The organism is Enterococcus aquimarinus (genome assembly GCF_001885765.1).
Lineage (GTDB): Bacteria > Bacillota > Bacilli > Lactobacillales > Enterococcaceae > Enterococcus_I > Enterococcus_I aquimarinus.
In genome coordinates this window covers 81503-107917 of sequence record NZ_JXKD01000002.1, presented here as the reverse complement: position 1 = coordinate 107917, position 26415 = coordinate 81503, and the positions used below count along the sequence as shown (strand labels likewise).

Annotated in this window: 23 protein-coding genes; 20 read left to right on the top strand and 3 right to left on the bottom strand. The window is 40.3% G+C overall.

Annotated features, from left to right (window positions below):
* Window positions 1-20: 20 nt before the first annotated feature.
* Window positions 21-1022 carry a phosphate acyltransferase PlsX gene (gene plsX / locus RU93_RS02135; RefSeq protein WP_071873973.1) on the top strand — a complete coding sequence of 334 codons (1002 nt, stop codon included), beginning with the start codon at window positions 21-23 and terminating at the stop codon, window positions 1020-1022.
* 129 nt (window positions 1023-1151) lie between these two features.
* On the top strand, window positions 1152-1394 hold the full coding sequence (gene acpP, locus RU93_RS02130) for an acyl carrier protein (protein WP_071873972.1): 243 nt from the start codon (window positions 1152-1154) through the stop codon (window positions 1392-1394).
* A gap of 74 nt (window positions 1395-1468) precedes the next feature.
* On the opposite strand, the gene RU93_RS02125 is transcribed toward acpP, so the two are convergent.
* Entirely contained in the window at window positions 1469-1960 is a 492-nt protein-coding gene (locus RU93_RS02125) for a GNAT family N-acetyltransferase (RefSeq protein ID WP_211272543.1), read from the bottom strand.
* Window positions 1961-2148: 188 nt separating this feature from the next.
* Here RU93_RS02125 and rnc point away from each other — a divergent pair, with 188 nt between their 5' ends.
* The 14 genes from rnc to RU93_RS12030 all read left to right on the top strand — a co-directional run bounded on the left by rnc (window position 2149) and on the right by RU93_RS12030 (window position 20651).
* Window positions 2149-2841: a ribonuclease III gene (gene rnc / locus RU93_RS02120; RefSeq protein ID WP_071873970.1), complete on the top strand. Its 693-nt coding sequence runs from the start codon at window positions 2149-2151 to the stop codon at window positions 2839-2841.
* Between the two features lie 13 nt (window positions 2842-2854).
* Window positions 2855-6448 (top strand): chromosome segregation protein SMC, encoded by a 3594-nt coding sequence (gene smc / locus RU93_RS02115; RefSeq protein WP_071873969.1) that lies wholly within the window; start codon window positions 2855-2857, stop codon window positions 6446-6448.
* On the top strand, window positions 6441-7262 hold the full coding sequence (locus RU93_RS02110; protein WP_071873968.1) for a Cof-type HAD-IIB family hydrolase: 822 nt from the start codon (window positions 6441-6443) through the stop codon (window positions 7260-7262). The genes smc and RU93_RS02110 overlap by 8 nt, the downstream gene beginning before the upstream one ends.
* A 1-nt stretch (window position 7263) precedes the next feature.
* The gene (gene ftsY, locus RU93_RS02105) at window positions 7264-8565 is read left to right on the top strand and encodes a signal recognition particle-docking protein FtsY (protein WP_071873967.1); all 1302 of its coding nucleotides are present in this window, start codon (window positions 7264-7266) and stop codon (window positions 8563-8565) included.
* 441 nt (window positions 8566-9006) lie between these two features.
* Window positions 9007-9846, top strand: a complete 840-nt coding sequence (gene licT / locus RU93_RS02100; RefSeq protein ID WP_071873966.1) for a BglG family transcription antiterminator LicT — start codon at window positions 9007-9009, stop codon at window positions 9844-9846.
* A 108-nt stretch (window positions 9847-9954) separates the two neighbouring features.
* Window positions 9955-11832 carry a beta-glucoside-specific PTS transporter subunit IIABC gene (locus RU93_RS02095; protein WP_071873965.1) on the top strand — a complete coding sequence of 626 codons (1878 nt, stop codon included), beginning with the start codon at window positions 9955-9957 and terminating at the stop codon, window positions 11830-11832.
* 16 nt (window positions 11833-11848) lie between these two features.
* Window positions 11849-13282 (top strand): 6-phospho-beta-glucosidase, encoded by a 1434-nt coding sequence (locus RU93_RS02090; RefSeq protein ID WP_071873964.1) that lies wholly within the window; start codon window positions 11849-11851, stop codon window positions 13280-13282.
* Between the two features lie 402 nt (window positions 13283-13684).
* Window positions 13685-15946 (top strand): bifunctional glutamate--cysteine ligase GshA/glutathione synthetase GshB, encoded by a 2262-nt coding sequence (gene gshAB / locus RU93_RS02085; protein WP_071873963.1) that lies wholly within the window; start codon window positions 13685-13687, stop codon window positions 15944-15946.
* A 73-nt stretch (window positions 15947-16019) separates the two neighbouring features.
* Window positions 16020-17135, top strand: a complete 1116-nt coding sequence (locus RU93_RS02080; RefSeq protein WP_071873962.1) for an S-(hydroxymethyl)glutathione dehydrogenase/class III alcohol dehydrogenase — start codon at window positions 16020-16022, stop codon at window positions 17133-17135.
* Window positions 17136-17139: 4 nt separating this feature from the next.
* Entirely contained in the window at window positions 17140-17970 is an 831-nt protein-coding gene (fghA, locus tag RU93_RS02075) for an S-formylglutathione hydrolase (RefSeq protein ID WP_071873961.1), read from the top strand.
* A 174-nt stretch (window positions 17971-18144) separates the two neighbouring features.
* Window positions 18145-19458: a sensor histidine kinase gene (locus RU93_RS02070; protein WP_071873960.1), complete on the top strand. Its 1314-nt coding sequence runs from the start codon at window positions 18145-18147 to the stop codon at window positions 19456-19458.
* Window positions 19451-20191, top strand: a complete 741-nt coding sequence (locus tag RU93_RS02065; protein WP_071873959.1) for a LytR/AlgR family response regulator transcription factor — start codon at window positions 19451-19453, stop codon at window positions 20189-20191. Before RU93_RS02070 ends, RU93_RS02065 begins: the two co-directional genes overlap by 8 nt.
* A gap of 80 nt (window positions 20192-20271) precedes the next feature.
* A complete protein-coding gene (locus RU93_RS02060; RefSeq protein ID WP_071873958.1) occupies window positions 20272-20493 on the top strand; it encodes a hypothetical protein in 222 nt (73 codons plus the stop codon).
* Window positions 20481-20651 (top strand): hypothetical protein, encoded by a 171-nt coding sequence (locus RU93_RS12030; RefSeq protein ID WP_169818076.1) that lies wholly within the window; start codon window positions 20481-20483, stop codon window positions 20649-20651. The genes RU93_RS02060 and RU93_RS12030 overlap by 13 nt, the downstream gene beginning before the upstream one ends.
* 255 nt (window positions 20652-20906) lie before the next feature.
* Here the strand turns inward: RU93_RS12030 and RU93_RS02050 are convergent, their stop codons facing one another.
* Window positions 20907-21308, bottom strand: coding sequence for a hypothetical protein (locus tag RU93_RS02050; RefSeq protein WP_071873956.1), 402 nt, complete (start codon window positions 21306-21308; stop codon window positions 20907-20909).
* A 35-nt stretch (window positions 21309-21343) separates the two neighbouring features.
* Window positions 21344-21790: a YueI family protein gene (locus RU93_RS02045; protein WP_071873955.1), complete on the bottom strand. Its 447-nt coding sequence runs from the start codon at window positions 21788-21790 to the stop codon at window positions 21344-21346.
* 163 nt (window positions 21791-21953) lie between these two features.
* On the opposite strand from RU93_RS02045, the gene RU93_RS02040 reads away from it, so the two are divergent.
* The 4 genes from RU93_RS02040 to RU93_RS02025 all read left to right on the top strand — a co-directional run bounded on the left by RU93_RS02040 (window position 21954) and on the right by RU93_RS02025 (window position 26379).
* Window positions 21954-22679, top strand: a complete 726-nt coding sequence (locus tag RU93_RS02040; protein WP_071873954.1) for a DUF2786 domain-containing protein — start codon at window positions 21954-21956, stop codon at window positions 22677-22679.
* 104 nt (window positions 22680-22783) lie between these two features.
* The gene (locus RU93_RS02035) at window positions 22784-23146 is read left to right on the top strand and encodes an iron-sulfur cluster biosynthesis family protein (protein ID WP_071873953.1); all 363 of its coding nucleotides are present in this window, start codon (window positions 22784-22786) and stop codon (window positions 23144-23146) included.
* 16 nt (window positions 23147-23162) lie between these two features.
* On the top strand, window positions 23163-24056 hold the full coding sequence (locus tag RU93_RS02030; protein ID WP_071873952.1) for a metallophosphoesterase: 894 nt from the start codon (window positions 23163-23165) through the stop codon (window positions 24054-24056).
* Between the two features lie 349 nt (window positions 24057-24405).
* Complete coding sequence (locus RU93_RS02025; protein ID WP_071873951.1) at window positions 24406-26379, top strand: peptide ABC transporter substrate-binding protein; 1974 nt, start codon at window positions 24406-24408, stop codon at window positions 26377-26379.
* Window positions 26380-26415: the final 36 nt, after the last annotated feature.

The following is a 26415-nucleotide window of genomic DNA, read 5'->3' as shown; positions in this document are numbered from 1 at the left end:
GAAAGGAAGTGCCACGTTCGATGAGAATTGCCGTTGACGCAATGGGAGGAGACAATGCACCTAAAGCAATCGTAGAAGGTGTCTTATTGGCTCATCAAGAATTTCCCGACATTGAATTCCAACTTTATGGAAAAGAAACAGAAATCAGACGATATTTAAATGGTGAAATCAATATCCGAGTGATTCATACCGATGAAAAAATTAATAGTGACGATGAACCGGTAAAAGCGATTCGTCGGAAAAAACAAGCTTCCATGGTCTTGGCCGCGCAAGCCGTGAAAAATGGAGAAGCTGATGCCATTTTTTCAGCAGGGAACACGGGTGCCTTATTGGCTGCGGGTTTATTTATTGTGGGACGGATTAAAGGCATTGAACGTCCAGGGTTACTCTCTACGATGCCTGTTATTGGGAGTGAGACGGGTTTTGATATGCTCGATCTTGGAGCAAATGCCGAAAACAAACCGGAACATTTAGTCCAATATGGCATTTTAGGTTCCTTTTACGCAGCAAATGTTCGTGGCATTACCAAACCACGCGTCGGTCTATTGAATAATGGAACGGAAGCCTCAAAAGGTAGTGAGTTGACGAAAAAGGCATTTGAATTGCTTTCTCAAGAAACCAGTATTCATTTTGTCGGCAATGTTGAAGCACGTGATATCTTAACGGGTGTTGCCGATGTAGTGGTAACCGATGGCTTTACCGGGAATGCTGTCTTAAAATCAATTGAAGGAACGGCCTTAAATATTGTGAATCTTTTAAAAACATCGATTTTAGATTCTGGAGTTAAAGGGAAAATTGGCGCCTTATTGCTAAAAGATGCTTTAAAGAACTTGAAAAACGAAATGGATTATGCGAAATATGGTGGGGCTGTTTTATTTGGCTTAAAAGCACCGGTTGTTAAAACGCATGGTTCAACGGGACCAGAAGCCGTAGCGGCAACCATTCGTCAAATTCATACCATGTTAGAAACGCAAGTGGTTGATAAATTGGTGAAACAATTTGAAGAAAATAGTCCAGAATAACCTTTTTTTATGACAGCGAGTGTCATAGGTGCAACAAAATTGAAAAAAAGCTAGACAAAAAGAACATTAATCGATACTATTGTAATAGTTCTTTTTTGACCTTGTTAAAATTCGTGGAGGTGAGTGCAATTGACGCGTGAAGAAGTATTTGCAAAAGTAGCAACAGTTATCGCAAATCATTTTGAAATTGATGCAGATAAAGTAACCGATACAATGAGAATTAAAGAAGATTTGAATGCTGACTCGATCAGTGTGATGGAATTTGTTCTAGAATTAGAAGAAAACTTCTCAACTGAAATTTCAGATGAAGACGCCGAACAAATTCAAACTGTGGGTGGAGCAGTTGATTATATTGTTAGTCATTTAGCGTAAATAAAAAGACAATGAATTATTTTCGAATAATCCATTGTCTTTTTTGTTTGGTACGAGGTAGTCACAGTTTTTTGTTACGCCTCGGTGAGTGGATAGACCATCATCGTGCCTTCATTAGAGGTGAGGAAACCATTTTTTTCATAAAATGTCACGGCTTGTGCGCCACCGGTAAGGAGGAATAGTTGCTGAATCGCTTCTTTCTTTAGTTGCGTGGCGGCAAAAGCGAATAATTGTCTGCCGAGCCCTTGCCTTTGATAGTGCGGTGTCACGTTGAATTCATCGATGCAAAATTGGCGCCAATTTTGAAAGTAATAGTCAATTCGGCCTAAACACATCGCGATGATATTACCCTCATATTCGATAACGTATCCTCGGGCGTTAAAGCCACTCATCGTCGCTTCAATTCGCAGGAGTGCCTCTTCTAGTGTCCAAGGATTATTCCATGGCTCATTTGCGTAGGCGGCGATTAGACTATCAGCACAACTGGTGTAATCTTCTTTTTGGATTTCTCTAAACACAAACGTCATAAAATCGCCTCTTCCTGCTTCAAATTTAGCATTTATCATAACAAATCAGCGGTCTCTTGTCGATGGTTTCTTTTATTGAGCAATCCTGAACGAGGAACAAGCGAAATGCGGGTGTTAAATGGTAAAACACAAAGAAATCATGAGGAAAGAAGGACTTGTATTTCATAATTTGGCAAAAACCATTATAATAGGAGAAGGTGCACCAAAGTAAGAAAGGAATGGATTAGATGGATCAACGGTTATTAAAGGAATTAAAAGAAACGTATCACCTTGTCTTTCATAACGAAGCTTTGTTAGAACAAGCCTTCACCCATTCATCTTATGTGAATGAGCATCGCTATTTACAGCTATCAGATAATGAGCGCTTAGAGTTTTTAGGCGATGCCGTCTTAGAATTGCTCGTTTCCCAATTTTTATATCGGAATTTTCCCAAAGTACCAGAAGGAAAATTAACGAAACTACGAGCGGCGATTGTCTGTGAAGATAGTTTATCAAAATTTGCGAAAGAATGTCATTTTGACCAATATGTCTTATTAGGCAAAGGCGAAGAACATTCGGGTGGAAGAACCCGTCCTGCTTTATTATGTGACTTATTTGAAGCTTTTTTAGGTGCGCTTTACTTAGATCATGATTTAGTGGCGGTCGACCAATTTTTAGCGAAGGTCGTTTTCCCAAAAATTATCGCAGGTGCTTTTTCACATGAGATGGATCACAAAACACGCCTACAAGAAGTACTACAACGGTCGGGCGATGTTGCGATAGAGTATCAATTATTGAGAGAAGAAGGTCCGGCCCACGAAAGAAAATTCTGGACAGAAGTTTCTTGTAACGGTGAAAAAATCGGTGAGGGTTACGGAAAATCAAAAAAATTAGCAGAACAAGCGGCCGCAGCCAATGCGTTGAGGCGACTTGAGAAGTAAGTGAGGGAATTTAGTGTATTTAAAACGAATGGAACTAGCCGGTTTTAAATCGTTTGCCAATCGTACGGTGATTGATTTTGAAGAAAATATTACGGCGATTGTGGGACCAAACGGTAGTGGGAAAAGTAATATTACCGAAGCGATTCGCTGGGTCTTAGGCGAGCAATCCGTCAAAAGTTTACGTGGTGGAAAGATGCCCGACATTATTTTTGCAGGATCGGATTCTCGAAAAGCCTTGAATTTGGCAGAGGTTACGATTGTTTTAGCCAATGAGGATCATTATTTACCGTTAGATTATAATGAAGTCAGTGTCACTCGACGAATTTCACGCAGTGGCGAGAGTGAATACTTTTTAAATAAGCAGGCGTGTCGTTTGCGAGATATTCAAGAACTCTTTATGGACTCAGGATTAGGAAAAGAGTCTTTTTCCATTATCTCCCAAGGGAAAGTCGAAGCGATTTTTAGTAGTAAGCCAGAAGATCGGCGTGGCATTTTTGAAGAGGCTGCGGGCGTTTTGAAGTATAAACAACGCAAGAAACAAGCCGAACAAAAACTCTTTGAAACAGAAGATAATTTAAATCGCGTCCAAGATATTGTGTATGAACTGGAAGAACAATTAGCACCTTTAGCTAGTCAAAGTGCGGATGCTCGTACTTATCTTGGATTGAAAGAAACATTCACCCAGTTAGAAGTTGCGTATATCGTCACTGAAATGATTGAGGCGAAAACCATTTATGATCATACGACGCAGCAATTAACGACCGTCAAACAACAATTGCACCAGATGACTGAAAAACTCGTACGAGAAGAATCGTTAATTGACACGTTGCGTCAGCGAAGAACGCGTTTAGACGATACCCTTGAAAGCCAAAACGAACATCATTTAGCGCTGGTTGAAGCGTTAAAGCAAGCCCAAGGGCAACGAGAAGTTTTATTAGAACGTTCGAAGCATACCGAAAAAAGTACGACAGAATATCAAGAGAATTTAGAAAGTATTGAAGAAAAATTACTGTCTTTAAACCATGAGAAAGCAACTTGTTTAGCCAATCTTTCGCAAAAAAATCGCGAAGTCCAACAACTTGAAAAAGAGTTAGCAGATGGAGAGAAAAATCTCGCGCTTTATCAAAAAACGGCGAAGGAATTGATTGAAGAACTTCGCAGTAAGTACGTGGATTATTTGCAGCAACAAGCAAGTGTCAGTAACGAATTAAAGTACTTAGAACGACAATATCAACAAGAAATGATTCAAAACCAGCACGTTGTCACAAAGCAAGCTGCTTTAAAAGAAGAATTGACCGATAAAGAAGCGCGTTATCAAGTCGTAGCAACACAGCTGCAGTTGAAGCAAGAGGAATTGGCCGAGCAACGAACGCAATACGCACAAACGAAGGAAAAACTGATGCAAAGGCAACAAGAATTTTCGGAAAGTCAGCGCAAGATGTTCCAATTAATCAAAGAATTACAGCAAGCAAAAGCACGAGAAAAGAGTTTGCAAGAAATTAAAGAAAACTATAGCGGATTTTATCAAGGGACGCGAACGATTTTACAACATCGTAAAGAACTCACAGGGATTGTGGGTGCGGTGGCGGAATTAGTGAACGTGCCAAGTGACTATACGTTAGCAATTGAAACGGCTCTAGGAAATGCTGCGCAACATTTGATTGTGGAAACAGAAGCCGATGCACGCCAGGGAATCGCCTTTTTGAAACGCAATCAAGGCGGCAGAGGGACTTTTTTACCGATTACGACCATTCAACCGCGTCAAATTTCGGATATGGTCCAACAACAAGCGGCGCAGGTCGAAGGCTACGTGGGCGTTGCAAGTCAACTTGTGGCGTATCCAGAATCGATTGCGGGAGTCATCGCGAATTTGTTAGGTACGACTTTCATTGCCCAAGATCTGGCAAGTGGGAATGCTTTAGCACGACAACTGCACTATCGTTATCGCGTGGTAACACTCGAAGGTGATGTGATGCATGCTGGAGGGTCGATGACAGGTGGTGCGACACGACGAGGACAACAAGGAAGTTTGTTTAGTCAAACCAATGAATTACAACAATTAACACACAGTGTGGCGCGTCTAAGCGAACGGTTACTCGTTGTTGAAAAGCAAGTGAAGCAGTTTGAAGCAATGATAGAAGAGAGCAAAACACAACTTGAAAGCCTTCGTCATGCGGGCGAAGAAGGCAAAATGACAGAACAAGACATTCGAAATCAAGAACAACAATTGCGTCTAGAAATCGAGCGTTTGAAAAAAGAACTGAAAGTATTCACTTATGAAAACCAACATCTTCAAGAGTTTTTAACGACGTATGAAGAGCAAAAAGAACAAGGGAAAGCGAGTCAAAAAGAGATTGAACACCAACTCGCTACGATTAATGAAGAAATTCAATTATTAACGACGCAAGAAGATCATTTTGAAGAAAATCGCCAAAAAATGGCACAAGAAGTAGCAGCTTACCAAGCTCGCCTAGCTGTGGCAAAAGAGCAAGGACTTCATCTACGCCAAACAATCGAAGCGTTGAATCGGAATATTGAAGAACAAGAAAATCGTCAACGGCTCATCGAACAACATCTTGCTCATTTGACAACCGATTTTTCAAATAATGGTGTGACGGAAGAAAGCTTGAACGAACAAATTGAAGAATACTTGCTGCAAAAAGAAACGTTGCAAACGACCTTGAAAAACATGCGGGATGAGCGCAGTGAGATTCAAACAACGATTCGTGAAAAAGAACAACTTCTTAGTCAAGCCAATCAACAACAAAAAGCATTACTTGAAGAAAAAACAGCCGTGGAAGTTGAAAACAGTCGAGTGGGCATGTTACTCGATAATCGTTTAGACTATTTACAAGAGAGCTATCAGTTAAGTTTTGACCAAGCGAAGGCGATGTATGAAGTGTTAGAACATCCTGAGAAAGAAAAAGAAAAGATTCAGGCGTTACGCCAAGAAATGGCTGCGCTAGAACCTGTTAACTTACAAGCCATTGATCAGTTCGAACAAGTCAAAGAACGCTACGACTTTTTAACGGGGCAGCAACAAGATTTGATTTCGGCAAAAGATCAACTGTTTGAGACAATGTCTGAAATGGATGAGGAAGTCAAGAGTCGTTTTAAAGAAGTCTTTGAGGGCATTCGGAATGAATTTCAAACTGTTTTTCCGAATATGTTTGGTGGCGGTCGAGCAGAGTTAATCTTAACGGATCCGACTGATTTACTGCATACCGGAATTGAGATTGAAGCACAACCACCAGGGAAAAAATTACAAAATTTAAGTTTACTTTCTGGAGGCGAGCGTGCATTAACGGCGATTGCGTTGTTGTTTTCGATTATCCAAGTCCGTCCGGTGCCATTTTGTGTATTGGATGAAGTGGAAGCGGCACTTGATGAAGCGAATGTTTTACGTTTCGGTCGTTATTTAAGAACGTTTGAAAAAGACACGCAATTTATTGTGGTGACGCATCGCAAAGGGACGATGGAATCGGCTGATATGCTCTACGGCGTAACGATGGCCGAATCAGGTGTTTCGAAACTAGTGTCGGTCCGTTTAGAAGAAATCGCTCAAAATGGTCAAATACAAGTGTTAGAAGGAGAACGAAATGATTAAATTAGTTGCTATTGACTTAGATGGGACCTTATTAAATGGGAAAAAAGAAATTACCCCACGCAATAAAGCCGCGTTAATCGCAGCCAAAGCCAAAGGGGTCAAAGTGGTTATTTGTACGGGACGCCCGTTACGTGCCATCCATCCATTTTTACAAGAATTGAATTTAGAAGAGGCGGGCGATTATAGCATCACGTTTAACGGTGGGTTAGTCCAACAAAATGATACCGGAAAAATCATTGAAAAAAATGTATTAACCTTTGAACAAGTTCAAGAATTAATCACGCTTGCGCAAAGCCTCGATTTACCGCTTGACCTGTTATCAGAAGAAAAAGTGTTTAATGTGGCTACTTCAACTGACCATCCATCACTGTATTCTACGATGAATCCATTGTTAACCCATCTTCCGACCCTCATTTCCGAACTTCAAGAAGACCGCGTATATAACAAAGCTGTCATTGGTTTTGACCAAGCATTTTTAGATGCTCAAATCCAAAAAATTCCATCAGAAATTCGTGAGAGCTTTGAAGTGATTAAGAGCCGCGACATGCTGCTTGAATTTATGCCTAAAGGTGTGACAAAAGCTTACGGTCTATCGTTACTCGTTCGAGATTTAGGTCTGAAGCAAACCGAAGTGATGAGTATCGGTGATGAAGAAAATGATTTATCGATGATTGAATACGCCGGAATGGGTGTCGCGATGGGCAATGCGGTCGCACAAGTCAAAGCAGTCGCGGATATTGTGACAGCTACAAATGAAGAAGACGGCGTAGCAAAAGTGGTCGAAACATACATATTACAAGAAGGGAGTGACTAAAATGGGCTTATTCGATAAATTAAAACGAGCGTTTACTAAAGAAAAAGAAGAAACGCCAATTGAAGTAGAAGAATCGGTTGAACGAACTGGGCAAGAAGACGAAGATGGCCTTTCTGACGAAGCACCCGTATCGACTGAGACGGCAACAACAAGTCCTGATTCTGAGCTATCATCTGAAGAAATCGAGTCCCAAATGCTTCCGTTAGAAACGGAAACGATGACTGAGTTAGCAGAAGAAACAGTCGGACAGGAGCTGGCAGAAGAAGCGAGCCAGCAGGAAGAGCGGCTGCCAGAAGCAGTTGTTGTGGAAGAGACGCATGAAGTCGAAGCAACAAAAGCAAGCGAGCCACTTGCCGAGGAAGTCACGGTTCAAGAGAAGTACGATAAAGGATTAGCCAAAACACGTAAAACCTTTAAAGAACGGATGAATGAATTATTCGCTAACTTCCGAAGTGTCGATGAAGATTTCTTTGAAGAAGTCGAAGAAACCTTGATTGGGGCCGATGTCGGTTTTGAAACGTCCATGAAGATTGCCGATGAATTACGCCAAGAAGTTAAATTACGCAATGTAAAGAAACCGGCAGCTGTGCAAAATCTCATCATTGAGAAATTAGTCGATTTATACGAAGCAGAAGGTGTCGGGGAAGTAAACGCGCTGAATCTGCAACCAAACGGCCTCACGGTTATGTTATTTGTCGGGGTAAATGGCGTCGGAAAAACAACGAGTATCGGGAAATTAGCATATGAATATAAACAAGCGGGTAAAAAAGTGTTACTCGCTGCAGCAGATACGTTCCGTGCTGGCGCGATTGATCAGTTAGTGGTTTGGGGCGAACGAGCGGACGTTGAAGTGATTCGCGGAAAAGCGGGTGGCGATCCTGCGGCGGTCGTGTTCGATGCGATGGTCAAAGCCAAAGAAAAACAAGCCGATATCCTTTTAGTCGATACGGCAGGACGCTTACAAAACAAAGCGCACTTAATGCAAGAATTAGATAAAATCAAACGTATTATTCAAAGAGAAGAACCAAACGCGCCACATGAAGTTCTACTCGTACTCGATGCTACTACCGGACAAAATGCGATGAGCCAAGCCAAACAATTTAAAGAAACCACGGATGTTACGGGGCTTGTCTTAACGAAATTGGATGGAACAGCCAAAGGTGGAATTGTCTTAGCGATTCGCAACGAACTTCATTTACCAGTGAAACTTGTTGGACTAGGGGAAGGCATTGAGGACTTAGAGGTTTTCAATCCGAATGATTTCGTGATCGGCTTATTCAAAGGACTACTGGAAGAAGAGTAAAAGTATAAGGTATGACAAATATTTTTTTGTGCTAGGAAATGGTAGGGACTAAAAGGTTTCGTAAGCGCAAAGATTTGTGCATGCTATAATATAACGCATTGTGTTGACGAGTGATATTCGTATCATTCGTCAACACTTTTTTGTGAACGTGTTTTTTAGTATTGATGGAAACAGCGGAAGTATGATTTTTTTCAGCGTTAATGGTCCTTTTGTGACGGTCTCTTTTGCCAAATAAAGGGTCAAATCAAAAAGAATCTTGCGGACAGCGGAGCGATTAGGAGCCTAGCGATAAATTTGAACGTACATAAATACTGCTTGCAATCGCTTTTAAAATACGTTATCATGACTCCATACTCGTAGAATCGGATTGTTACCACGAAGAGTGGGCTATACCATTTTCTGAAGAAGTTAGATTGTCAATCGAAGAAAAAAGGGTTAACGATGAAAATATTAAAAGTGATAAACAATAATATAGTGATTTCCTCCAATAGTGACGGTCAAGAAACTGTTGTGATGGGTAAAGGGTTAGGCTTTAAAAAACAAGTCAACGAGATCATCGATGAAAGTAAAATCGAAAAAATCTATACGAGTTCTAAAGAATGGAATGTCAATAAGTTAACAGATATGCTCTCAGCTATTCCCTTAGAACACGCTCAAGTTGCCAATGAGATTATTGGTTTTGCGAAAGTATCGCTAGGGCGTAAATTAAGCGAGAAGATTTTTTTAACGCTCACAGATCACATTAACTATGCAGTGGAACGACACCAAACGGGAATGGAAATCAAAAATGCACTCCTTTGGGAAATCAAACGTTTTTATAACCATGAATTTCTGATTGGAAAAGAAGCATTAAGTATGATTAAAAATCGTTTAGGCATTGAGTTGCCTGAAGATGAGGCGGGTTTTATTGCCTTGCACATTGTCAATGCTGAATTAGACATGGAACAAGTAAGTCAAGTGTCTGAAATGGCAAAAATCATTCAAACGATTTTAAACATTGTCAAATATCAATTTAAGACAGACTTAGATGAGTATTCGTTAAACTATGAACGCTTTGTCACCCATTTAAAGTTCTTTATTCAAAGACTTTATAGTGATATTACGTTAGAGCAAGATGAAACCGCTAGTTTTATGTTTATGCTAAAAGAAAAATATAGCGAAGAATATGTATGTGCATTGAAAATCAGCGAATATATTTCAAAAGAGTTTGGTCGGACATTAAAAGAAGATGAATTGATTTATTTAACGATTCATATTCGACGAATAACAAAAGATTCATAGGATTGTTACTGGTAAAGCAGGCTATACCTAAATGAAGAGTTGCGCAATTGTGCACTCTCATTTGGGTATTTTTTTATTTTAATGAAATCAATAGTAGGAGGATTTGCAATGAATTATCAAAATTTAGCAAAAATCATCATTGAGAATATCGGTGGAGAAGAAAATATTGGCAGTTTGACGCATTGTGCGACACGGCTACGTTTTAATTTAAAAGATGATCAACAAGCGAATGAGCAACAATTAAAAGATACAGCAGGTGTGATGGGAGTTGTCAATAAAGGCGGTCAGTATCAAGTCATTATCGGAAGTGACGTTGGGAATGTCTACAAAGAAATTGTGAAACAAACGAACTTTAGCGAAAGCGAAACGAACAATGAGGATGATAAGCGGTCTCGTATTTCCAAAGTGATTGATACGATCACTGGCATCTTTACACCAATTTTACCAGCAATTACAGCGGCCGGAATGTTAAAAGCAGTCTTATCGGTAATTGTCGTGTTTAACTGGTTGAGCGTTGAAAGTCAAAGTTATCAAATCCTTAATTTTATGGCGGATTCGGCATTTTATTTCTTACCTATTTTACTAGCAGCTTCTTCTGCTCAAAAATTTAAAACAAATATGTACTTGGCGATGATGGTGGGTGGTATTTTACTTCATCCGAATTTTGTTGGGATGGTCGCTGCGGTAAAAGAAGGCGGCGGAACGATTGCACTCTTTGGGCTACCGATTACGGCGATTACCTATTCATCAACGGTTATCCCGATTATTTTATCCGTTTGGTTAATGTCTTATGTAGAACCGATTGCCGATAAAATTTCTCCTAAAGCGATTAAATTCTTCAGCAAACCGTTAATTACCATTGTCGTTGTTGGCATGGCGGCGTTAATTGTATTAGGCCCCATTGGCTATATCATCAGTGATGCCATTTCTAATGGAATCAAGACATTAGAAACCGTTAGTCCTTGGATTGTGCCGATGTTAATTGGAACGTTCACGCCATTGTTTGTAGCAACTGGTACCCATTATGGATTGGTTCCAATTGGCATTAACAATCGCGTCACTGCAGGATATGACACCGTGATCTATCCTGGTATGCTCGCATCGAACGTCAGTCAAGGTGCAGCAGCGATTGGTGTTGGCGTAAAAAGTAAAAATGCCGCAACAAAACAATTAGCCTTTTCTGCTGGACTAACTGCACTTTTTGGGATTACAGAACCGGCTTTATATGGTGTGAATTTACGTTTTAAAACCCCTTTATATGCAGCGATGATTGGTGGTGGCTTGGGAGGATTGTTCATGGGGATTTCTCGTGTCCGTAATTTCTCTGGTGGTTCACCTGGTTTATTAACATTACCAAGTTATATTGGTGACAATACGCTTAACTATTTTTATTCAGCATGTATTGGAGCAGTTATTAGTATCGTGGTCACATTTATTGTGACATTAGTGTTATTTAAAGATGAAGTCGAAACAACGACAACTTCTGAAAAAACAGAAGAAGTCATGGAACCAACACGTCCTCTCACGCATCAAGGAATCGAAATTGTGTCACCAATAAAAGGAAGTTTACATTCATTAAAAGCGGTAGAAGATGGGATGTTTTCAGAAGAAATTCTAGGTCAAGGAATTGCGATTCAACCAGAAGAAGGCAAAGTCTTCTCACCTGTGAATGGTGAAGTAACGGCATTATTTGAGACGAAGCATGCGATTGGCATTACAAGCGATCAAGGAGTGGAATTATTAATTCATGTCGGAATCGATACCGTTCAATTGGCCGGCGAAGGGTATGAATACTTCGTTGAGAAGGGTCAAAAAATTGCAATTGGGACTCCGTTAATCCAGTTTGATTTAGAAGGAATCGCGGCTAAAGGATACCAAACGATTACACCCTTTGTGATTACCAACTCAGCCGAAGTGGGTGACATTATTGTGGCTAATGAAGGACCAATCGAAGTTGGTTCGCAAGTAATCAAAATTATTCATTAATGGAGGAGGACTACGAATGGGATTTAGAAAAGATTTTTTATGGGGCGGAGCAACAGCTGCCAATCAATGTGAGGGTGGCTATCAAGAAGGCGGGCGCGGCTTAGCCAATGTCGATGTGATTCCAACAGGATCTGAGCGAAGAGCGATTATTACTGGCAAAAGAAAAATGACTTCTTTTGAAGAAGGATACTACTATCCTGCACAAGAAGGAATTGATATGTACCACCAATTTAAGTCAGACATTGCTTTGTTCGGTGAAATGGGTTTTAAAACATATCGACTATCAATTGCGTGGAGTCGGATTTTCCCTCAAGGAGACGAGTTAGAGCCAAATGAAGCGGGTCTTCAGTTTTATGAGGATTTATTTAAAGAATGCCATAAATATGGCATTGAACCATTAGTGACCATTACCCATTTTGATTGTCCAATGCATCTCATTATCAAATATGGCGGCTGGCGAAATCGTGAAATGATTGTCTTTTACGAACGGTTATGCCGTGTGTTATTCAATCGTTATAAAGGGTTAGTGAAGTATTGGCTCACATTTAACGAAATAAATATGATTTTACACGCGCCATTTTTAGGTGCGGGAATCTATTTTGAAGAAGGAGAAAACGAAGAGCAAGTGAAATACCAAGCAGCGCATCACGAATTAGTTGCAAGTGCGTTAGCAACCAAAATTGCTCATGAAGTTGATCCGAATAATCAAGTCGGTTGTATGTTAGCCGCTGCAAGTTATTATCCATACAGCTGTAATCCAGCAGACGTCTGGGAAGGGAAAAATAAAGATCGCGGAAATTATTTCTTTATCGATGTTCAATCGCGCGGCGCCTACCCTGCATATGCCTTAAAACGGTTAGAACGAGAAGGCATTCATCTTGAAATGAGTGAAGAAGATCAAGCACTATTAAAGCAGCATACGGTTGATTTTATTTCATTTTCTTACTATGCTTCTAGAGTCGCAACGGCAGATGAATCATTACTAGCAAAAACGGCTGGAAATCTATTTCCAACCGTGAAAAATCCCTACTTAGAAGCGAGCGAATGGGGTTGGCAAATTGATCCCTTAGGACTGCGCATTACGATGAATGATTTATATGATCGTTATCAAAAACCATTATTTATTGTAGAAAATGGGCTAGGCGCGGTTGATACACCGAATGAACAAGGCGAAATCATCGATGATTATCGCATTGACTATCTGGCTGCTCACATTGGTGCGATGCGTGATGCCGTTGAGTTAGACGGCGTGGATTTACTCGGATACACAAGTTGGGGATGTATCGATTTGGTTTCAGCTGGAACAGGCGAAATGAAAAAACGGTATGGCTTCATTTATGTCGATCGTGACAATCAAGGAAATGGCACGTTAAAACGTTCGAAGAAAAAGTCCTTTGATTGGTACAAAAAAGTGATTGCAACAAATGGGGAAGACTTAAGTCGTTCATAGGATTGTATTAATAAAGAACAGAGGGGTTACTTTCAACTCATCCTGTTTCTTTAAAAAAATTGAGGCACTCAGGTGTCTCAATTTTTTTTATCTAAAAGATAACATAAAAGACAACAAATATTATTTAACCTAGCAATTTTAGTTATCCTGAGCTAATTGGTGATGCGTGCACGAAATAAAGAAAAAGAGAAGCGGATTGGCCGCCGGTCGTAGTTGTTTTTTCATGACTCGCTTTTACAAAATTGCTACTGACGAGGAGAGTGCTAGAAAACCCATCATTCTCCTAATGAGCCAGGCTATTTTTATTTATGAAATCTGTTATTTTTGGAAAACAAAATGACTCACAATTAGCGTGATGTTTGCTATAATAAGAGCAATGACGTAAACCAAAGGAGTCTTACTATGAATTTTAAAACCCTCCTTGAAAACAAGGAGTTACAACCTTATTTATTAAAAGCCCGTTATGGTGTGGAACGAGAAGGGCAACGTGTGACCTTAGCAGGGGATTTAGTGGATACGCTGCATCCGACAACCTTAGGCAATCGGAAATATCATCCGTACATCCAAACGGATTTTGCAGAAACGCAATTAGAGTTAATCACACCCGTTGCGCAAAGTATTTCAGAACTCTTTGATTTTTTAACGGCGATTCATGAAGTTGCGTATCGTTCGATGAATCCTGAAGAAATGATTTGGCCCTTAAGCATGCCGCCAATGTTGCCTGAAAAAGAAGAAGATATTCTCATCGCCCAATTGGATAATTTTGAAGATGTCTTATATCGCCGTTATTTGGCAAAATCATATGGCCGTCGTAAACAGATGGTCAGTGGCATTCATTATAATTTTGAATTTAGCGATGAATTGCTCCAAAAAATGTTTGCTTTACAGTCCGAAATCAAGGAATATACAGCCTTTAAAACAGCCGTCTATTTAAAAGTCACCAGAAATTATTTGCATTATAGCTGGCTAGTAACCTATTTATTTGGTGCAACACCGGTTAGCGAAGCACGTTACTTTGAAGGAGATGAGCGGCCAAACGAGCCCGTGCGTAGCATCCGTAATAGTTCGCATGGCTACAAAAATCATCCAGACGTAAAGGTTTCCTACGAGAGTCTTGAACAATATATTGTGGATTTAGAACGGATGGTAAATGAAGGGAAACTCTCAGAAGAAAAAGAGTTTTATTCCGTGGTACGTTTCCGAGGTGGGAAAAAAATGGCCGATCTAGCAGAGGCTGGTATTCGCTATATCGAGTTGCGTAATCTGGATTTAAATCCATTTGCACCTTGTGGCATTAGCGAGGAACAAGCGGAATTTCTGCACCTCTTCTTATTATTCCTATTGTGGAAAGAAGAAGAAGCGCCCGCTCATATTTGGGTAACCGATGGCGAGCGTAAAAATGAAGAAGTTGCACTCGAACACCCGTTACAAGCGACAAGATATCAAGAAGAAGCGCTTGAGACGTTAATCGCATTACAAGCATTTATTGAAGAACAAGGATTGCGCGTTTCGGACGGATTAATGGGGACGTACATTGAAATGGTCAAAACACCGGCAGAAACTGTGGCTGGTAAATTGTATACCCAAAGCCAAAAAACGTCACAAAAAGAAGTGGCAACCAAAATAGCACTCGAAAATCATGCGCGAGCGTGGGCGAAACCGTATCAACTGGCTGGTTTTACTCAGATGGAATTATCAACTCAAATTTTTATGTTCGATGCGATTCAAAAAGGGATTCAGGTCGAAGTGCTGGATGATCGTGATCAGTTCTTGAAGTTATCAGTAGGCAATCATGTCGAGTACGTGAAAAATGCGAATATGACAAGTAAAGACAGTTATATTGTCCCGTTATTAATGGCCAATAAAACCGTGACGAAAAAAGTATTAGACCAAGCAGGTTTCCGGGTGCCAAAAGGGCGTGAGTTTTCAAGTCTTGAAGAAGCCGTTACTGCCTATCCTGAATTTGCTGGACAGGGGATTGTTGTGAAACCAAAGTCCACGAATTACGGCATTGGGATTTCGATTTTTAAAGAAGGTGCGAGCTTAGAAGACTATCAAGCGGCCTTAAGAGTCGCTTTTGAAGCCGATGAAGATGTTTTGGTGGAGGAATTCTTTAGTGGAACGGAATATCGTTTCTTTGTGATCGATGGCAAAGTCAAAGGCATATTATTGCGTGTGCCAGCCAATGTCAAAGGCGATGGCGAGCGGACGATCGAAGCACTTGTTGCCGAGAAAAACCGTGATCCTTTACGGGGAACGAATCACCGGTCGCCGTTAGAAAAAATTCAATTAGGTGATTTGGAAAAAATCGCCTTGAAATCACAAGGCTATGACATCACGGATGTTCCAGCTAAAGACGAAATCGTCTATTTACGAGACAACTCCAACATTAGTAGTGGCGGGGATTCTATTGAAGTCACAGAAATGTTTAATGAAGACTATAAAGAAGTGGCTGTCAAAGCCGTCAAAGCGCTTGGTGCTGTGATTTGTGGGATTGACTTAATTATTCCTGATCATACAATTCCAGCATCCGAGAAAGATGCGTACGGTATTATCGAAGGGAACTTTAATCCGGCGATGATGATGCACATTTATCCCCACAAAGGCATCGGTCCTCGTTTAACGATGGATGTTTTAGAATTGTTATTCCCGGAGATGTTTTAAAGAGTCTCATCTGTTCGATCGATGACGAAGCAAAAAAAATAAATACCTTATAAAAAAGAAAGAAGTGATTCCTATGAAGAGTCGTGCAGCCGTAGCGTTTAACCCAGGAGAACCCCTTAAAATTGTCGAAATTGATGTAGAAGAACCAAAAGCCAATGAGGTCTTAGTCAAAATACTTTATACCTCTGTCTGTCATACAGATGCCTTTACCTTATCCGGTGATGATGCAGAAGGTGTCTTTCCAGCCGTGTTAGGACATGAAGGCGCGGGTGTTGTTGTCGCTGTAGGAGAAGGTGTGACGTTGGTTGAACCAGGTGATCACGTGATCCCACTTTATACAGCAGAATGTGGCAAATGTAAATTTTGTCTTTCCGGCAAAACCAATTTATGTAGTGCGGTTCGAGAAACCCAAGGAAAAGGCTTAATGCCAGATGGGACGACCCGTTTTTCTTATAATGGTGAGCCAATTTATCATTACATGGGTACGAGTACGTTTAGCGAATATACGGTTGTGCCAGAAATCTCGCTCGTTAAAGTTGATCCGGAAGCACCGCTAGACAAAGTGTGTCTTTTTGGTTGTGGCGTTACGACAGGAATTGGTGCGGTTCATAAGACAGCCAAAGTAGAAGAAGGGGCTGTGACTGCGGTCTTTGGTTTGGGAGCAATTGGGTTAGCCGCAATTCAAGGACTCGTGCAAGCCAAAGCAAAACGAATTATCGCCATTGATTTAAATGAAGAAAAATTTGCTTTAGCGAAAAAAATGGGAGCAACCGATTGTATTAATCCCTCAAAATTTGATCGACCGATACAAGAAGTCATTATTGAAATGACAGACGGCGGTGTCGATTATAGCTTTGAATGTATTGGGAACGTCGATGTGATGCGATCCGCCTTGGAATGCTGTCATAAAGGTTGGGGCGAAAGTATTATCATTGGTGTAGCCGGTGCTGGAAAAGAAATCAGTACCCGTCCATTCCAACTCGTAACCGGTCGCGTTTGGCGAGGTTCCGCTTTTGGCGGTGTCAAAGGGAGAACGGAATTACCAGGGATGATTGCCGATTATATGAATGATAAAATCGATTTAGATTCTTTTATCACGCATCAATTGCATTTCAACGATATTAATGAGGCCTTTGACTTGTTACACAAAGGAGAATCGATTCGAACAATCTTAACGTATGAGGGGTGAGGAAATGACACTGACATTAGTTGAAACAGCCATCGCATTTGGTGGCGAACAACGCAAGTATCGTCATGATTCAGCAGTATTGCAATGTGAAATGACCTTTAGTCTTTACCTTCCATCTAATCAAGCTGGGAAAAAAATCCCACTGATTTGGTGGCTTTCTGGATTAACGTGTACCGATGATAATTTTAGTCAAAAAAGTGGTTTTCAACGTTTAGCCGATCACTATCAAGTTGCCGTGATGATTCCCGATACATCACCAAGAGGAAAAGACGTGCCGGATGATGAAGGTTGGGATCTAGGACAAGGGGCAGGGTTTTACGTGAATGCAACCCAAGCGCCGTGGTCAACAAATTATCAAATGTACGATTATCTAACGGAAGAATTGCCGGCGATTGCTGCCCAGCTTGTGCCGAATTTTTCGGGGAAAGAAAGTGTGATGGGCCATTCCATGGGTGGTCATGGTGCGTTAGTGCTTGGATTAAGAAATCCGGCAAGATTCAACGCCATCTCGGCTTTTGCGCCAATCTTAAATCCGATGCAAGTGCCGTGGGGCGTCAAAGCCTTCACGACTTATTTAGGCGCAGACACAAACGCTTGGAAGTCGTGGGATGCCACTGAATTAATCAAAGAAACGACCTCGCTGCCGATTTTAATTACGCAAGGAAGCAAGGATGGTTTTTATGAAAAACAGTTAAAAGAGACGACCTTCTTAAAAAATGCTGAAGAAGCAAGGAATAACATTCAGTATCAAATGAAGGAAGGCTATGATCATAGCTATTTCTTTATCTCAACGTTCTTAGAAGAACATTTTGCTTTCCATCTTTCTCATTTATAATTAAGGCCAAAAGCACCTCAACCTCATTATTTTGTGAGGCTTGAGGTGCTTTTTAGTTCATAGTGATCGATGTTGCTCAAATATTCGGATTAAAAAACGCTGATTCCAACTAGTAACAAGCAAGAAACATGCTATAATTTAGACAAAATAAGCGTTGAGAAGGGACCTAATGACGTGTTTTATTTAATCGTTATTTCTAATATTTTCCAAATCTTTTTTTCCTTTATATTATTGGACCAAATTTCGTTAAAAAAACGAACGAATCTGATTGTTTCTGTTTTTATTTTATTTTTAGTCAGCAGTGTTCACTTGAATTTACGTTTAGCCAGTCTGGATGAACTTGTCTTAAGTGCATTATTGTTGACGATTTCTTTTATGAATCATCAAAGGCAAGCAGTTGGCGTGACGTTATTTCATCTATCTTTTGCCTTTATCGTACAAAATCTCGCCGTCTTTTTATTATCGCCTAGCGCGGTCTTATTCTATATTGCGACACAAGCAAGTGAATTCGTCATTTTTTTATATTTTCTTTTTACGTTATTCATGGTCGTGCTCGCGAGTCTCGCTATCCGGCGCTTTGTCTTTACCCGCCTGCCACAAAAATGGCAACAATATTCGGGTCCGATTCTGTTTATGCTTTTTTTCACGAATAAGGTTTATGCGTTGTATCAATATTTGTTAGCGAGTCCCGCGGAAACCCAATTTGATACACTCATTAAAATGTTTGTCATCACGTTAGTTTTTGTCGTCACGCTAGGGGGCATTAGCATCTATATTTTTTCCAATAATCAAAAATTAGCCTTCGCGACGCGTGAAAAAGTCATCGAGCAACGAGCGATGCAGTTATATATCGATGAGATCAGTAAACAAAATGAAGAAATTAATCAGTTTCGCCATGACTACTTAAATATTTTATCTTCATTAGAAAGTTATTTAGAAGAAGGGGATCTTCAAGCTCTAACAGTCTATTACCAACAGACGATTCAGCCGACACGGACGTTGTTTTTAGCGAATGCTTCTAAGTTATCAGCGTTACAAAAAATTGACCATCCTGCTATTCGAGGAATTTTCATGACCAAACTTCTGCTCGCACAAGAAAAAGGGATTTCGGTTCACTTAGAAATGACTGGAAAAATCATCTTTCCAAAGCATGTCTTTGATTTAAATCTGATTCGAATCCTCGGTATTTTATTAGATAATGCCATCGAAGAAGTTGATGCCTTAGGAAAAGGTGAATTAGCCGTGGCGTTTTTTCAGGAAAAGGATGCGCTCGTAATTTTAATTCAAAACACCGTCAGAAATCCAGTTGAACCGTTGTATCAATTGAAAAAACAAGGATTTTCGACGAAAGGGAAAGGACGTGGGTACGGCTTGTCAACAGTCGATGAACTGATGAGTCAAACATCTGATTTGTTATTGGAAACAACGATTAGTCAACACCTTTTTGTCCAAAAACTGACATTATTAGGAGGAGGAACGAGTGCTTAGGATTTTTATTTGTGAAGATGACACGATACAACGCAAAAAGCTCGAACGGATCATTCAGCGTTATATTTTAATCGAAGAATTAGATATGCAATTACAGCTGAGCACGGCAGATCCTTTTGAAATTCTGACCTATTTAAATGAACATCCTCAAACGGCTGGTGTTTTTTTCTTGGATGTGGATTTGCGCTCTACGATTAACGGTATCCAACTGGGTTCCCACATTCGCAATCTTTGTATCGATGGGAAAATCATTTTTATTACCACGCATCATGAAATGCTACCGATAACCTTTCAATACAAAGTCGAAGCAATGGATTATATCTTGAAAGATTATCCAGAAGCAATCGAAAAGCGGACGAAAGAAGCGCTAGATCAAGCGTATCGGCACTATCATTCAGAACGTAAGCATTCTGAACAGCGGATCCGCATTGACGTGGGCAATCAAGTCCGTTTATTTGAACTATCCGAAATCATGTTTTTTGAAACGTCGCCCAACTCCCACAAACTCATTTTACACCTTGCAAATGGCTCGTTAGAATTTTACGGCAAGCTAACGCTGATCGAGGAACTTTCGGAAACATTTCTACGTGTACATAAATCGATCGTTGCGAATCTACCTCAAATGGTTCACGTCGATCGTAAGCAGCGTTTGATTACTTTTACGAACGGAGAGACTTGTGTCGTGTCGAATCGTCAAATTAAGTATCTTGAGCGTACGTTCAGGATCGAATAAGCGACGTTTAGGCAATAAATGGTTTTTTGATGTTATTTTCGAGTACAATGAAACAAAAGAAACCAAGGAGTGAAGAGAAGATGAGAAAACGGATAACACTGATGTTATTTTTATTACTTTCAATGACTGCGGGTTACACGCCAACTGTCCAAGCAGACACGCTTTTAGTTGTGGATGTCGAGAGTCAACGCGCTTCTTATGTTGCTTATAACTTTATTTCCTATCCACCACAAACGTATAACGGGAAAACCTTAGTGAAGGTGGACAAAATTAAGGGAGGGTATGTTGGGTGGTACGTCTAGTCCGTCGGTTGTTGTATCCGATCACGGCGATATTTATTGGCCTCTCGGTGTTAGGCCCCATTAATGAAGGGTACCAGTTTATTTCATTAGTCGGTGCCATTGTCTGTCTACTAATTTTAATGATTTTGGTTTCTTTTGAAAAAAATGACTCGTATTAAAAACAATGGCTTTTTGAGTAAGTTCAATCAAGCAGGCGTTTTAACAGGAAGGTACGGGCAAAGATACTGCTTGCGTTGTGTTCGATCAATTTAGACCCAACGCAAGGCAAAAAAAGGGAGGAGTTGAGTGCCATTCAACTTCTCCCTTTTTTATTTGGCGATATAATGGTTATTGTTGATGAGTGCTATTCCTATCATTCTTCAACTCTACTTGTCGAAGAGCCTGAATCCACGATCTCAACGCATGAAGCGATGTTATAGATCTTTGACAGAAATCGTTTGCTTCGTTTCATCGACATGTAAGCCAGTGAGATTCTCCCACCACTGTTTTAGATCGTCTTCATAAGTTGTTGGGAACTCTTGCACGATTTCAAGCAAGGTTTTTTGATGAATTTTTGCATAGGAATAATTCAGTAGTAAGTTATATTTCAACTCGCTTAACAAACTATAGTACTGAAACATTAAGAAATTCATTTCTTCCGGATCGTCGGTTAATAAAACTTGCGGCGCGCGGTCGAAGATGAACCCGAAACTACGCATCATAAACATGACCCCGTCTAAGGAACCTTGGTCGATTGTGGCAGTGTCTTTCAATAAGTCAATGTGTTGGTCGAGGGCGTAGACGAGTTCTTCTTTTAAATCGCGATAGGTTGGCATATACAAAACTCCCTTCTATTTTTTGGTGCTAAAAATTAAAAGATTTTCCGCCAAAATGGTTCTTTTTCTTTCTTTTTTTGAATCGAGGGGACAGGTTTTTCACTCGGGAAAAGGACTTCAATATCAAGGATCTCTTGATGGACCGCCTTGTCAGAAATGACGAGCAACCCGATTGATTGATCATCGCAGTCGTTCGTGGTTGTCACAATTTTAAATGGAATGTTTTCTTTGGTGGCAATTTGCATATACGTTGATTGTACGACGGTCGAAAGACAACCGTTCATTAAAATAGAAGCTTCAGGATAGGTTTTTAAGGCTTTCTTTAAGGCGGTTTGATTGGACGTTTTCTTCATTTGCGCAATTGTCATACTGACATAGCAACGTTCGCGGAAAGTACCTAAATAAATGCGCTGTTCGTCTGGTTTTAATAAGGGGGTGCCAGAAGCGGCTTGGTCGATGCGTTGTTGTAAGTTATCTGCCATATGAAATCTCCTATAAAGTTTGTTACAATGATTATACCATAAATGAAAAAAACCGCAGTAAACGACGTCATTAATCGGCGAATCTAAGAGATGAGCATTCGCCGTTAGCGAAGGACTTCATAGTCAGCGATGGTTAAAACTCTAAAAGAACGGAGACGTGTTGATGGAACAGCAAAAAATCATCCGTAAAGTAAAAGGCTTGCTCGCCATTGCGCGCGATCAGCATAATGATGAAGAAAGTCAGTCGGCGTTTATTTTAGCCCAAAAAATCATGCTTCAATACGGCATCGACGCCACAGAAGTCGAGGATGACAATTTTATCAGTGAGGCCGATCAGATTAACGAAGAGAGCGTCACAGTGGCGAAACGCTTGTACTGGTGGGAACGACGCTTAGCGCAAATTATTTCCCAAAACTTTCGCGTAAAGTATTTTTTGAAAACAGTCGCTAGTCAGCAACAACAGAAGAAACGCATTGTCTTTTATGGTTTCGGCCGTGATTTAGCCTTGGCGAAAGAAATGTATCTGTTAGCGTATGAAGTATTGGTCTTTCACGCTAAGGTGTTTGTGGATCAACTGTATAAAGACAATCCTCAACTAAAACGCACGCGTTACGTGACGGAAAACGTCAAATCTAGTTATATGAATGGTTTTTTGTTAGGGTTAGAGGAACGCTTTGCCGAACAAGTCTCCGCGCTTCGTCAAGTTTATGAACTCCTTGTCTTAGTGCCAGAAGCCGTAGAACTGGCGTATCACGACTACACGCAAGGATGGGGGAAGAGCTCGCTTAAAGCGCCCGCTGTTGAAGTGTCTGCCGCTTATCAAAAAGGCTATGTAAAAGGTAAGGGAATTGATTTTACCAAACGGACTGTCGCAGAGAAAAACAACTAGTCCACAAATCAAAGACAGTAATGCCTGTAAAAAAGTTGCTTTAAGTGAAGAATATTGCCTAAAAGTGTACACTAATAAAAGAAGAACAGAAGGAGATGAACAAGATGGAATTACGGATATCCAAACAAGCACAAGCAGTGATTCAAGAGAAACGCCCAAGTAATGCCCGAATGTTACTTGATTTTGAAGATGCCATCGGTCCTTTTGCCGACGACTCGGTCTCTTGTCAATTATACCCAGCCTTTCGCCTGCTGTTTGTTCCTCAAACCTATCCAGAGGAAGCATTGTCTGATTACAATAAAATCATTGAAACAGAAATCGGTCCAATTTATATGAAGGAACAATCCACCATGCTGCTAGATCAATCAGTAGAACTCGTGCTTGAACCGAATTATCAACGATTGCAATTACGCTCCAAAGCGGGTGTATTGGTCGCAAATCTACCGATCAAACAAATTCTAAGCTAAACGAAGGAGGATTTGCGTGGGAATATTAGCGATTATAAGTGATCTTCACGTCGACATCAATGGATTAGAGGGTGCCTCTCTCCAACGTCTACGTGATTTTTTATTCGAACAAGGCGTCACGCATCTTCATCTAGCGGGTGATACTGCGAACACGCATCAAAAGACGTTACAGACCGTCGCTTTTTTTCAAGAGAAAATAGCAACTACCTTTCATTGGGGAAATCATGAAATGATTGATTTAACCGGTGAAGCTGAAATTGAAGATTTTTCAGCGGAATCTTTTTTAAATTTTCGAACCATTGCCCTTTCACAAGAAACGCTTTTACTTGGGGTTAACGGTTGGTATGACTATGGGTATTCTGATTTACAGAATGAGCGTGAAATTCGTCGCTTGAAAGATCTTTTTTGGTACGACCGTCAGATTATACGGTCTGCGAGTGATCCTCAAATCAGCGAGGCCATTAATCAACGCCTAGCACAAACGCTAAAACAACTCCCGCGTGACAAGCGAATTATACTTGCGACACATTTTGTTCCAAAAAAAGAATTTATTATCCACCATGAAGGGGAGCATCAACGGTGGAACCAATTAAATGCCTTTTTAGGCTCGCAAAGCTTTGGGAACGTCATCGATCAGTTCCCACAAGTAACAGATGTTGTGTTTGGCCATACGCATCGTCGTTTCGCATCCCAACAAATTGAAAAGACGTGGTATCATTGCAGGCCACTTGGCTATTACTATGAGTGGCAATTGACGAGGGACTTTGTCTTTGAGCATCATTTAGTCGAAAAATATCGACCGACGAAATTACGCACGATTTTAAGAAAAAATCAAACGGCATTTATGCAACAAAAAGAACGGTTCTTATTAGATGAATTCCAAAGAAGTCTCACGTTCATCCCGTATTAAAATGGAAGACGTTGAAACGTTCTTAACGAATTCAAAGAATCTGCTTGAAAAAAGGATAGAAACACTTAAAAAAAAGAAGAAACGAAAAGAAAATAGGTCTGAAAAACCTAAAATAATTTTCATCAAAAAAGCTATTATATCAGCTTTTTAAACGAAATTTCATTTCGGTCGCACGTTTTTTCTAATTAATTATTAAAAAAAGAGATTGACGAATAAAATAAAATCGTGTATTATTTTCTCATGCTTATCTAATTTTTCAGACAATTCAAATTTTTGAAAGAATTTTTTAAAGATGGAAGAGGAATGAAAAACGGGAGTGCAAAAGAAAAAGGAAAATGGAGGAGTATACATGAAAGTAAGAAAGGTTTTAGCAACTGTATTGGTTAGTACATTTGTACTTGCGGCTTGTAGTGGCGGCAACGGTAGTGGTGATTCTGCGGGCAAAGGAGAAGGAAGTACTGCACCCGTTGCATTTAATTCGGTCTTTGCAACAGATTTAGAAACATTAGACTACACGGTGTCACAACGTAAAACAAATAGTGATCACTTCACGAACTTTGTTGACGGATTATTAGAAAATGATTCATTAGGTAATTTAGTACCAGCGTTAGCAGAATCGTGGGAAGTAAGCGAAGATGGCTTAACGTATACGTACAAAATCCGTGAAGGTGTTCAATGGCTTGATAGTGAAGGTAACGAATATGGCGCAGAAGTAACGGCACATGACTGGGTTACTGGAATCAAACATGCCGTAGAAAAGAAATCTGAAACATTATACATCGTAGCAAATAGTATCGTCGGCTTAAGTGACTATATTGAAGGAAAAACAAGTGACTTCGAAACAGTTGGCGTGAAGGCAATCGATGATTACACACTCGAATATACGTTAAACCAACCAGAATCATTCTGGAATTCAAAAACAACTTACGGGATTTTATACCCAATCAATGCGGAGTTCTTAGAATCAAAAGGCGATGCTTTTGGGCAACCATCACCAGATTCAATTCTTTATAACGGTGCTTACATCTTGAAAAACAATACAGCGAAATCTGTGATTGAATACGAGAAAAATGAAGACTACTGGGATGCAGAAAATGTGAATTACGATACGGTAAAATGGACATATAACGACGGTTCAGATCCAGATGGCCTATTTAAAGCCTTTGAAGAAGGAACGTTAAGTGCAGCACGTGTTTATCCAAACTCACCAGGTTACAAAGATGTGTTAGCAGCTCACCCAGATGGCGTGACATGGTCACTCCCTGGCGGATCAACATTTAACGTAACATTCAACTTTAACCGTGGTACATATGGTGCGACTTCTAAAGCAACAGATGCTGAAAAAGCGGATACGCAAGCAGCAATTCGTAACCGTGACTTCCGTCTAGCAATCTTATTTGGTTTTGATACGCGTTCATACCGTGCACAAAACGTTGGTGAAGAAGGCGCAGACAACAGCTTACGTAATACATTAGTACCAACACAATTTGTAACGATTGAAGGCAAGCCTTTTGGTGATAGCGTTCAAACAAACTTACAAGCACTTGACACAGAAGCATTTGGCGATGTTGTATTGGCAGAAGGACAAGATGGTTACTTCAATCCTGAAAAAGCAAAACAATACATCGAAAAAGCACGTACAACTTTAGAGGCTGATGGCGTAACATTCCCAATTCACTTAGATATTCCAGTGAATGCAAAAGCAGAAGTATCCGTCAACCAAGTGAAATCATTAAAGAGCACAATTGAGTCTTCTTTAGGAACAGACAATGTTGTAGTGGATATTCAAATGTTGAGTGAAGATCAATACTTACAAGCAACTTACCAAGCGACAACCGGAGCTGCTGGAGACTTTGATATCTCGAATGCATCTGGTTGGGGACCTGACTACGTTGATCCATCAAGCTACTTGAATATTTATGATTCTCGTACTGGGGATATGTTAAAAACATTAGGTCTTGAAGGTTCAGCCCTTGTTGAAGGGGAAGATCCATCAAAAGAAGCAAAAGAAGCAATTGGTCTAACAGAATATGACGCGTTATTAGACAAAGCGAACGCAATCTTTGAAAATACAGATGAGCGTTATGCAGCTTACGCAGAAGCAGAAGCATGGTTATTGAATAATGTTATTCAAATCCCAGTCAACTCTGACGAAGGATTACCACGTGTGACAAAAGTTGTACCATTTACAGCACCAGATGGCTGGGCTGGAATTGCAGCAAATAAATTGAAATACGTTGAATTACAAGATGACATCGTTACTGTTGATCAGTTTGATGAAGCACATGAAAAATGGCTTGCAGACAGAGAAGCAGCAAAATAATGGATTCAAAGTAAAAAAGGCTAATCTTTAGCCTTT

Coding starts and splice junctions, on each gene's coding strand:
- rnc (WP_071873970.1), top strand. CDS start 2,149: ATGGATCAACGGTTATTAAAGGAATTAAAAGAAACGTATCACCTTGTC.
- RU93_RS02125 (WP_211272543.1), bottom strand. CDS start 1,960: ATGATAAATGCTAAATTTGAAGCAGGAAGAGGCGATTTTATGACGTTT.
- gshAB (WP_071873963.1), top strand. CDS start 13,685: ATGAATTTTAAAACCCTCCTTGAAAACAAGGAGTTACAACCTTATTTA.
- RU93_RS02035 (WP_071873953.1), top strand. CDS start 22,784: ATGGAATTACGGATATCCAAACAAGCACAAGCAGTGATTCAAGAGAAA.
- ftsY (WP_071873967.1), top strand. CDS start 7,264: ATGGGCTTATTCGATAAATTAAAACGAGCGTTTACTAAAGAAAAAGAA.
- RU93_RS02040 (WP_071873954.1), top strand. CDS start 21,954: ATGGAACAGCAAAAAATCATCCGTAAAGTAAAAGGCTTGCTCGCCATT.
- RU93_RS02080 (WP_071873962.1), top strand. CDS start 16,020: ATGAAGAGTCGTGCAGCCGTAGCGTTTAACCCAGGAGAACCCCTTAAA.
- RU93_RS02090 (WP_071873964.1), top strand. CDS start 11,849: ATGGGATTTAGAAAAGATTTTTTATGGGGCGGAGCAACAGCTGCCAAT.
- licT (WP_071873966.1), top strand. CDS start 9,007: ATGAAAATATTAAAAGTGATAAACAATAATATAGTGATTTCCTCCAAT.
- fghA (WP_071873961.1), top strand. CDS start 17,140: ATGACACTGACATTAGTTGAAACAGCCATCGCATTTGGTGGCGAACAA.
- RU93_RS02050 (WP_071873956.1), bottom strand. CDS start 21,308: ATGCCAACCTATCGCGATTTAAAAGAAGAACTCGTCTACGCCCTCGAC.
- RU93_RS02060 (WP_071873958.1), top strand. CDS start 20,272: ATGAGAAAACGGATAACACTGATGTTATTTTTATTACTTTCAATGACT.
- RU93_RS02025 (WP_071873951.1), top strand. CDS start 24,406: ATGAAAGTAAGAAAGGTTTTAGCAACTGTATTGGTTAGTACATTTGTA.
- RU93_RS02045 (WP_071873955.1), bottom strand. CDS start 21,790: ATGGCAGATAACTTACAACAACGCATCGACCAAGCCGCTTCTGGCACC.
- RU93_RS02110 (WP_071873968.1), top strand. CDS start 6,441: ATGATTAAATTAGTTGCTATTGACTTAGATGGGACCTTATTAAATGGG.
- plsX (WP_071873973.1), top strand. CDS start 21: ATGAGAATTGCCGTTGACGCAATGGGAGGAGACAATGCACCTAAAGCA.
- RU93_RS02095 (WP_071873965.1), top strand. CDS start 9,955: ATGAATTATCAAAATTTAGCAAAAATCATCATTGAGAATATCGGTGGA.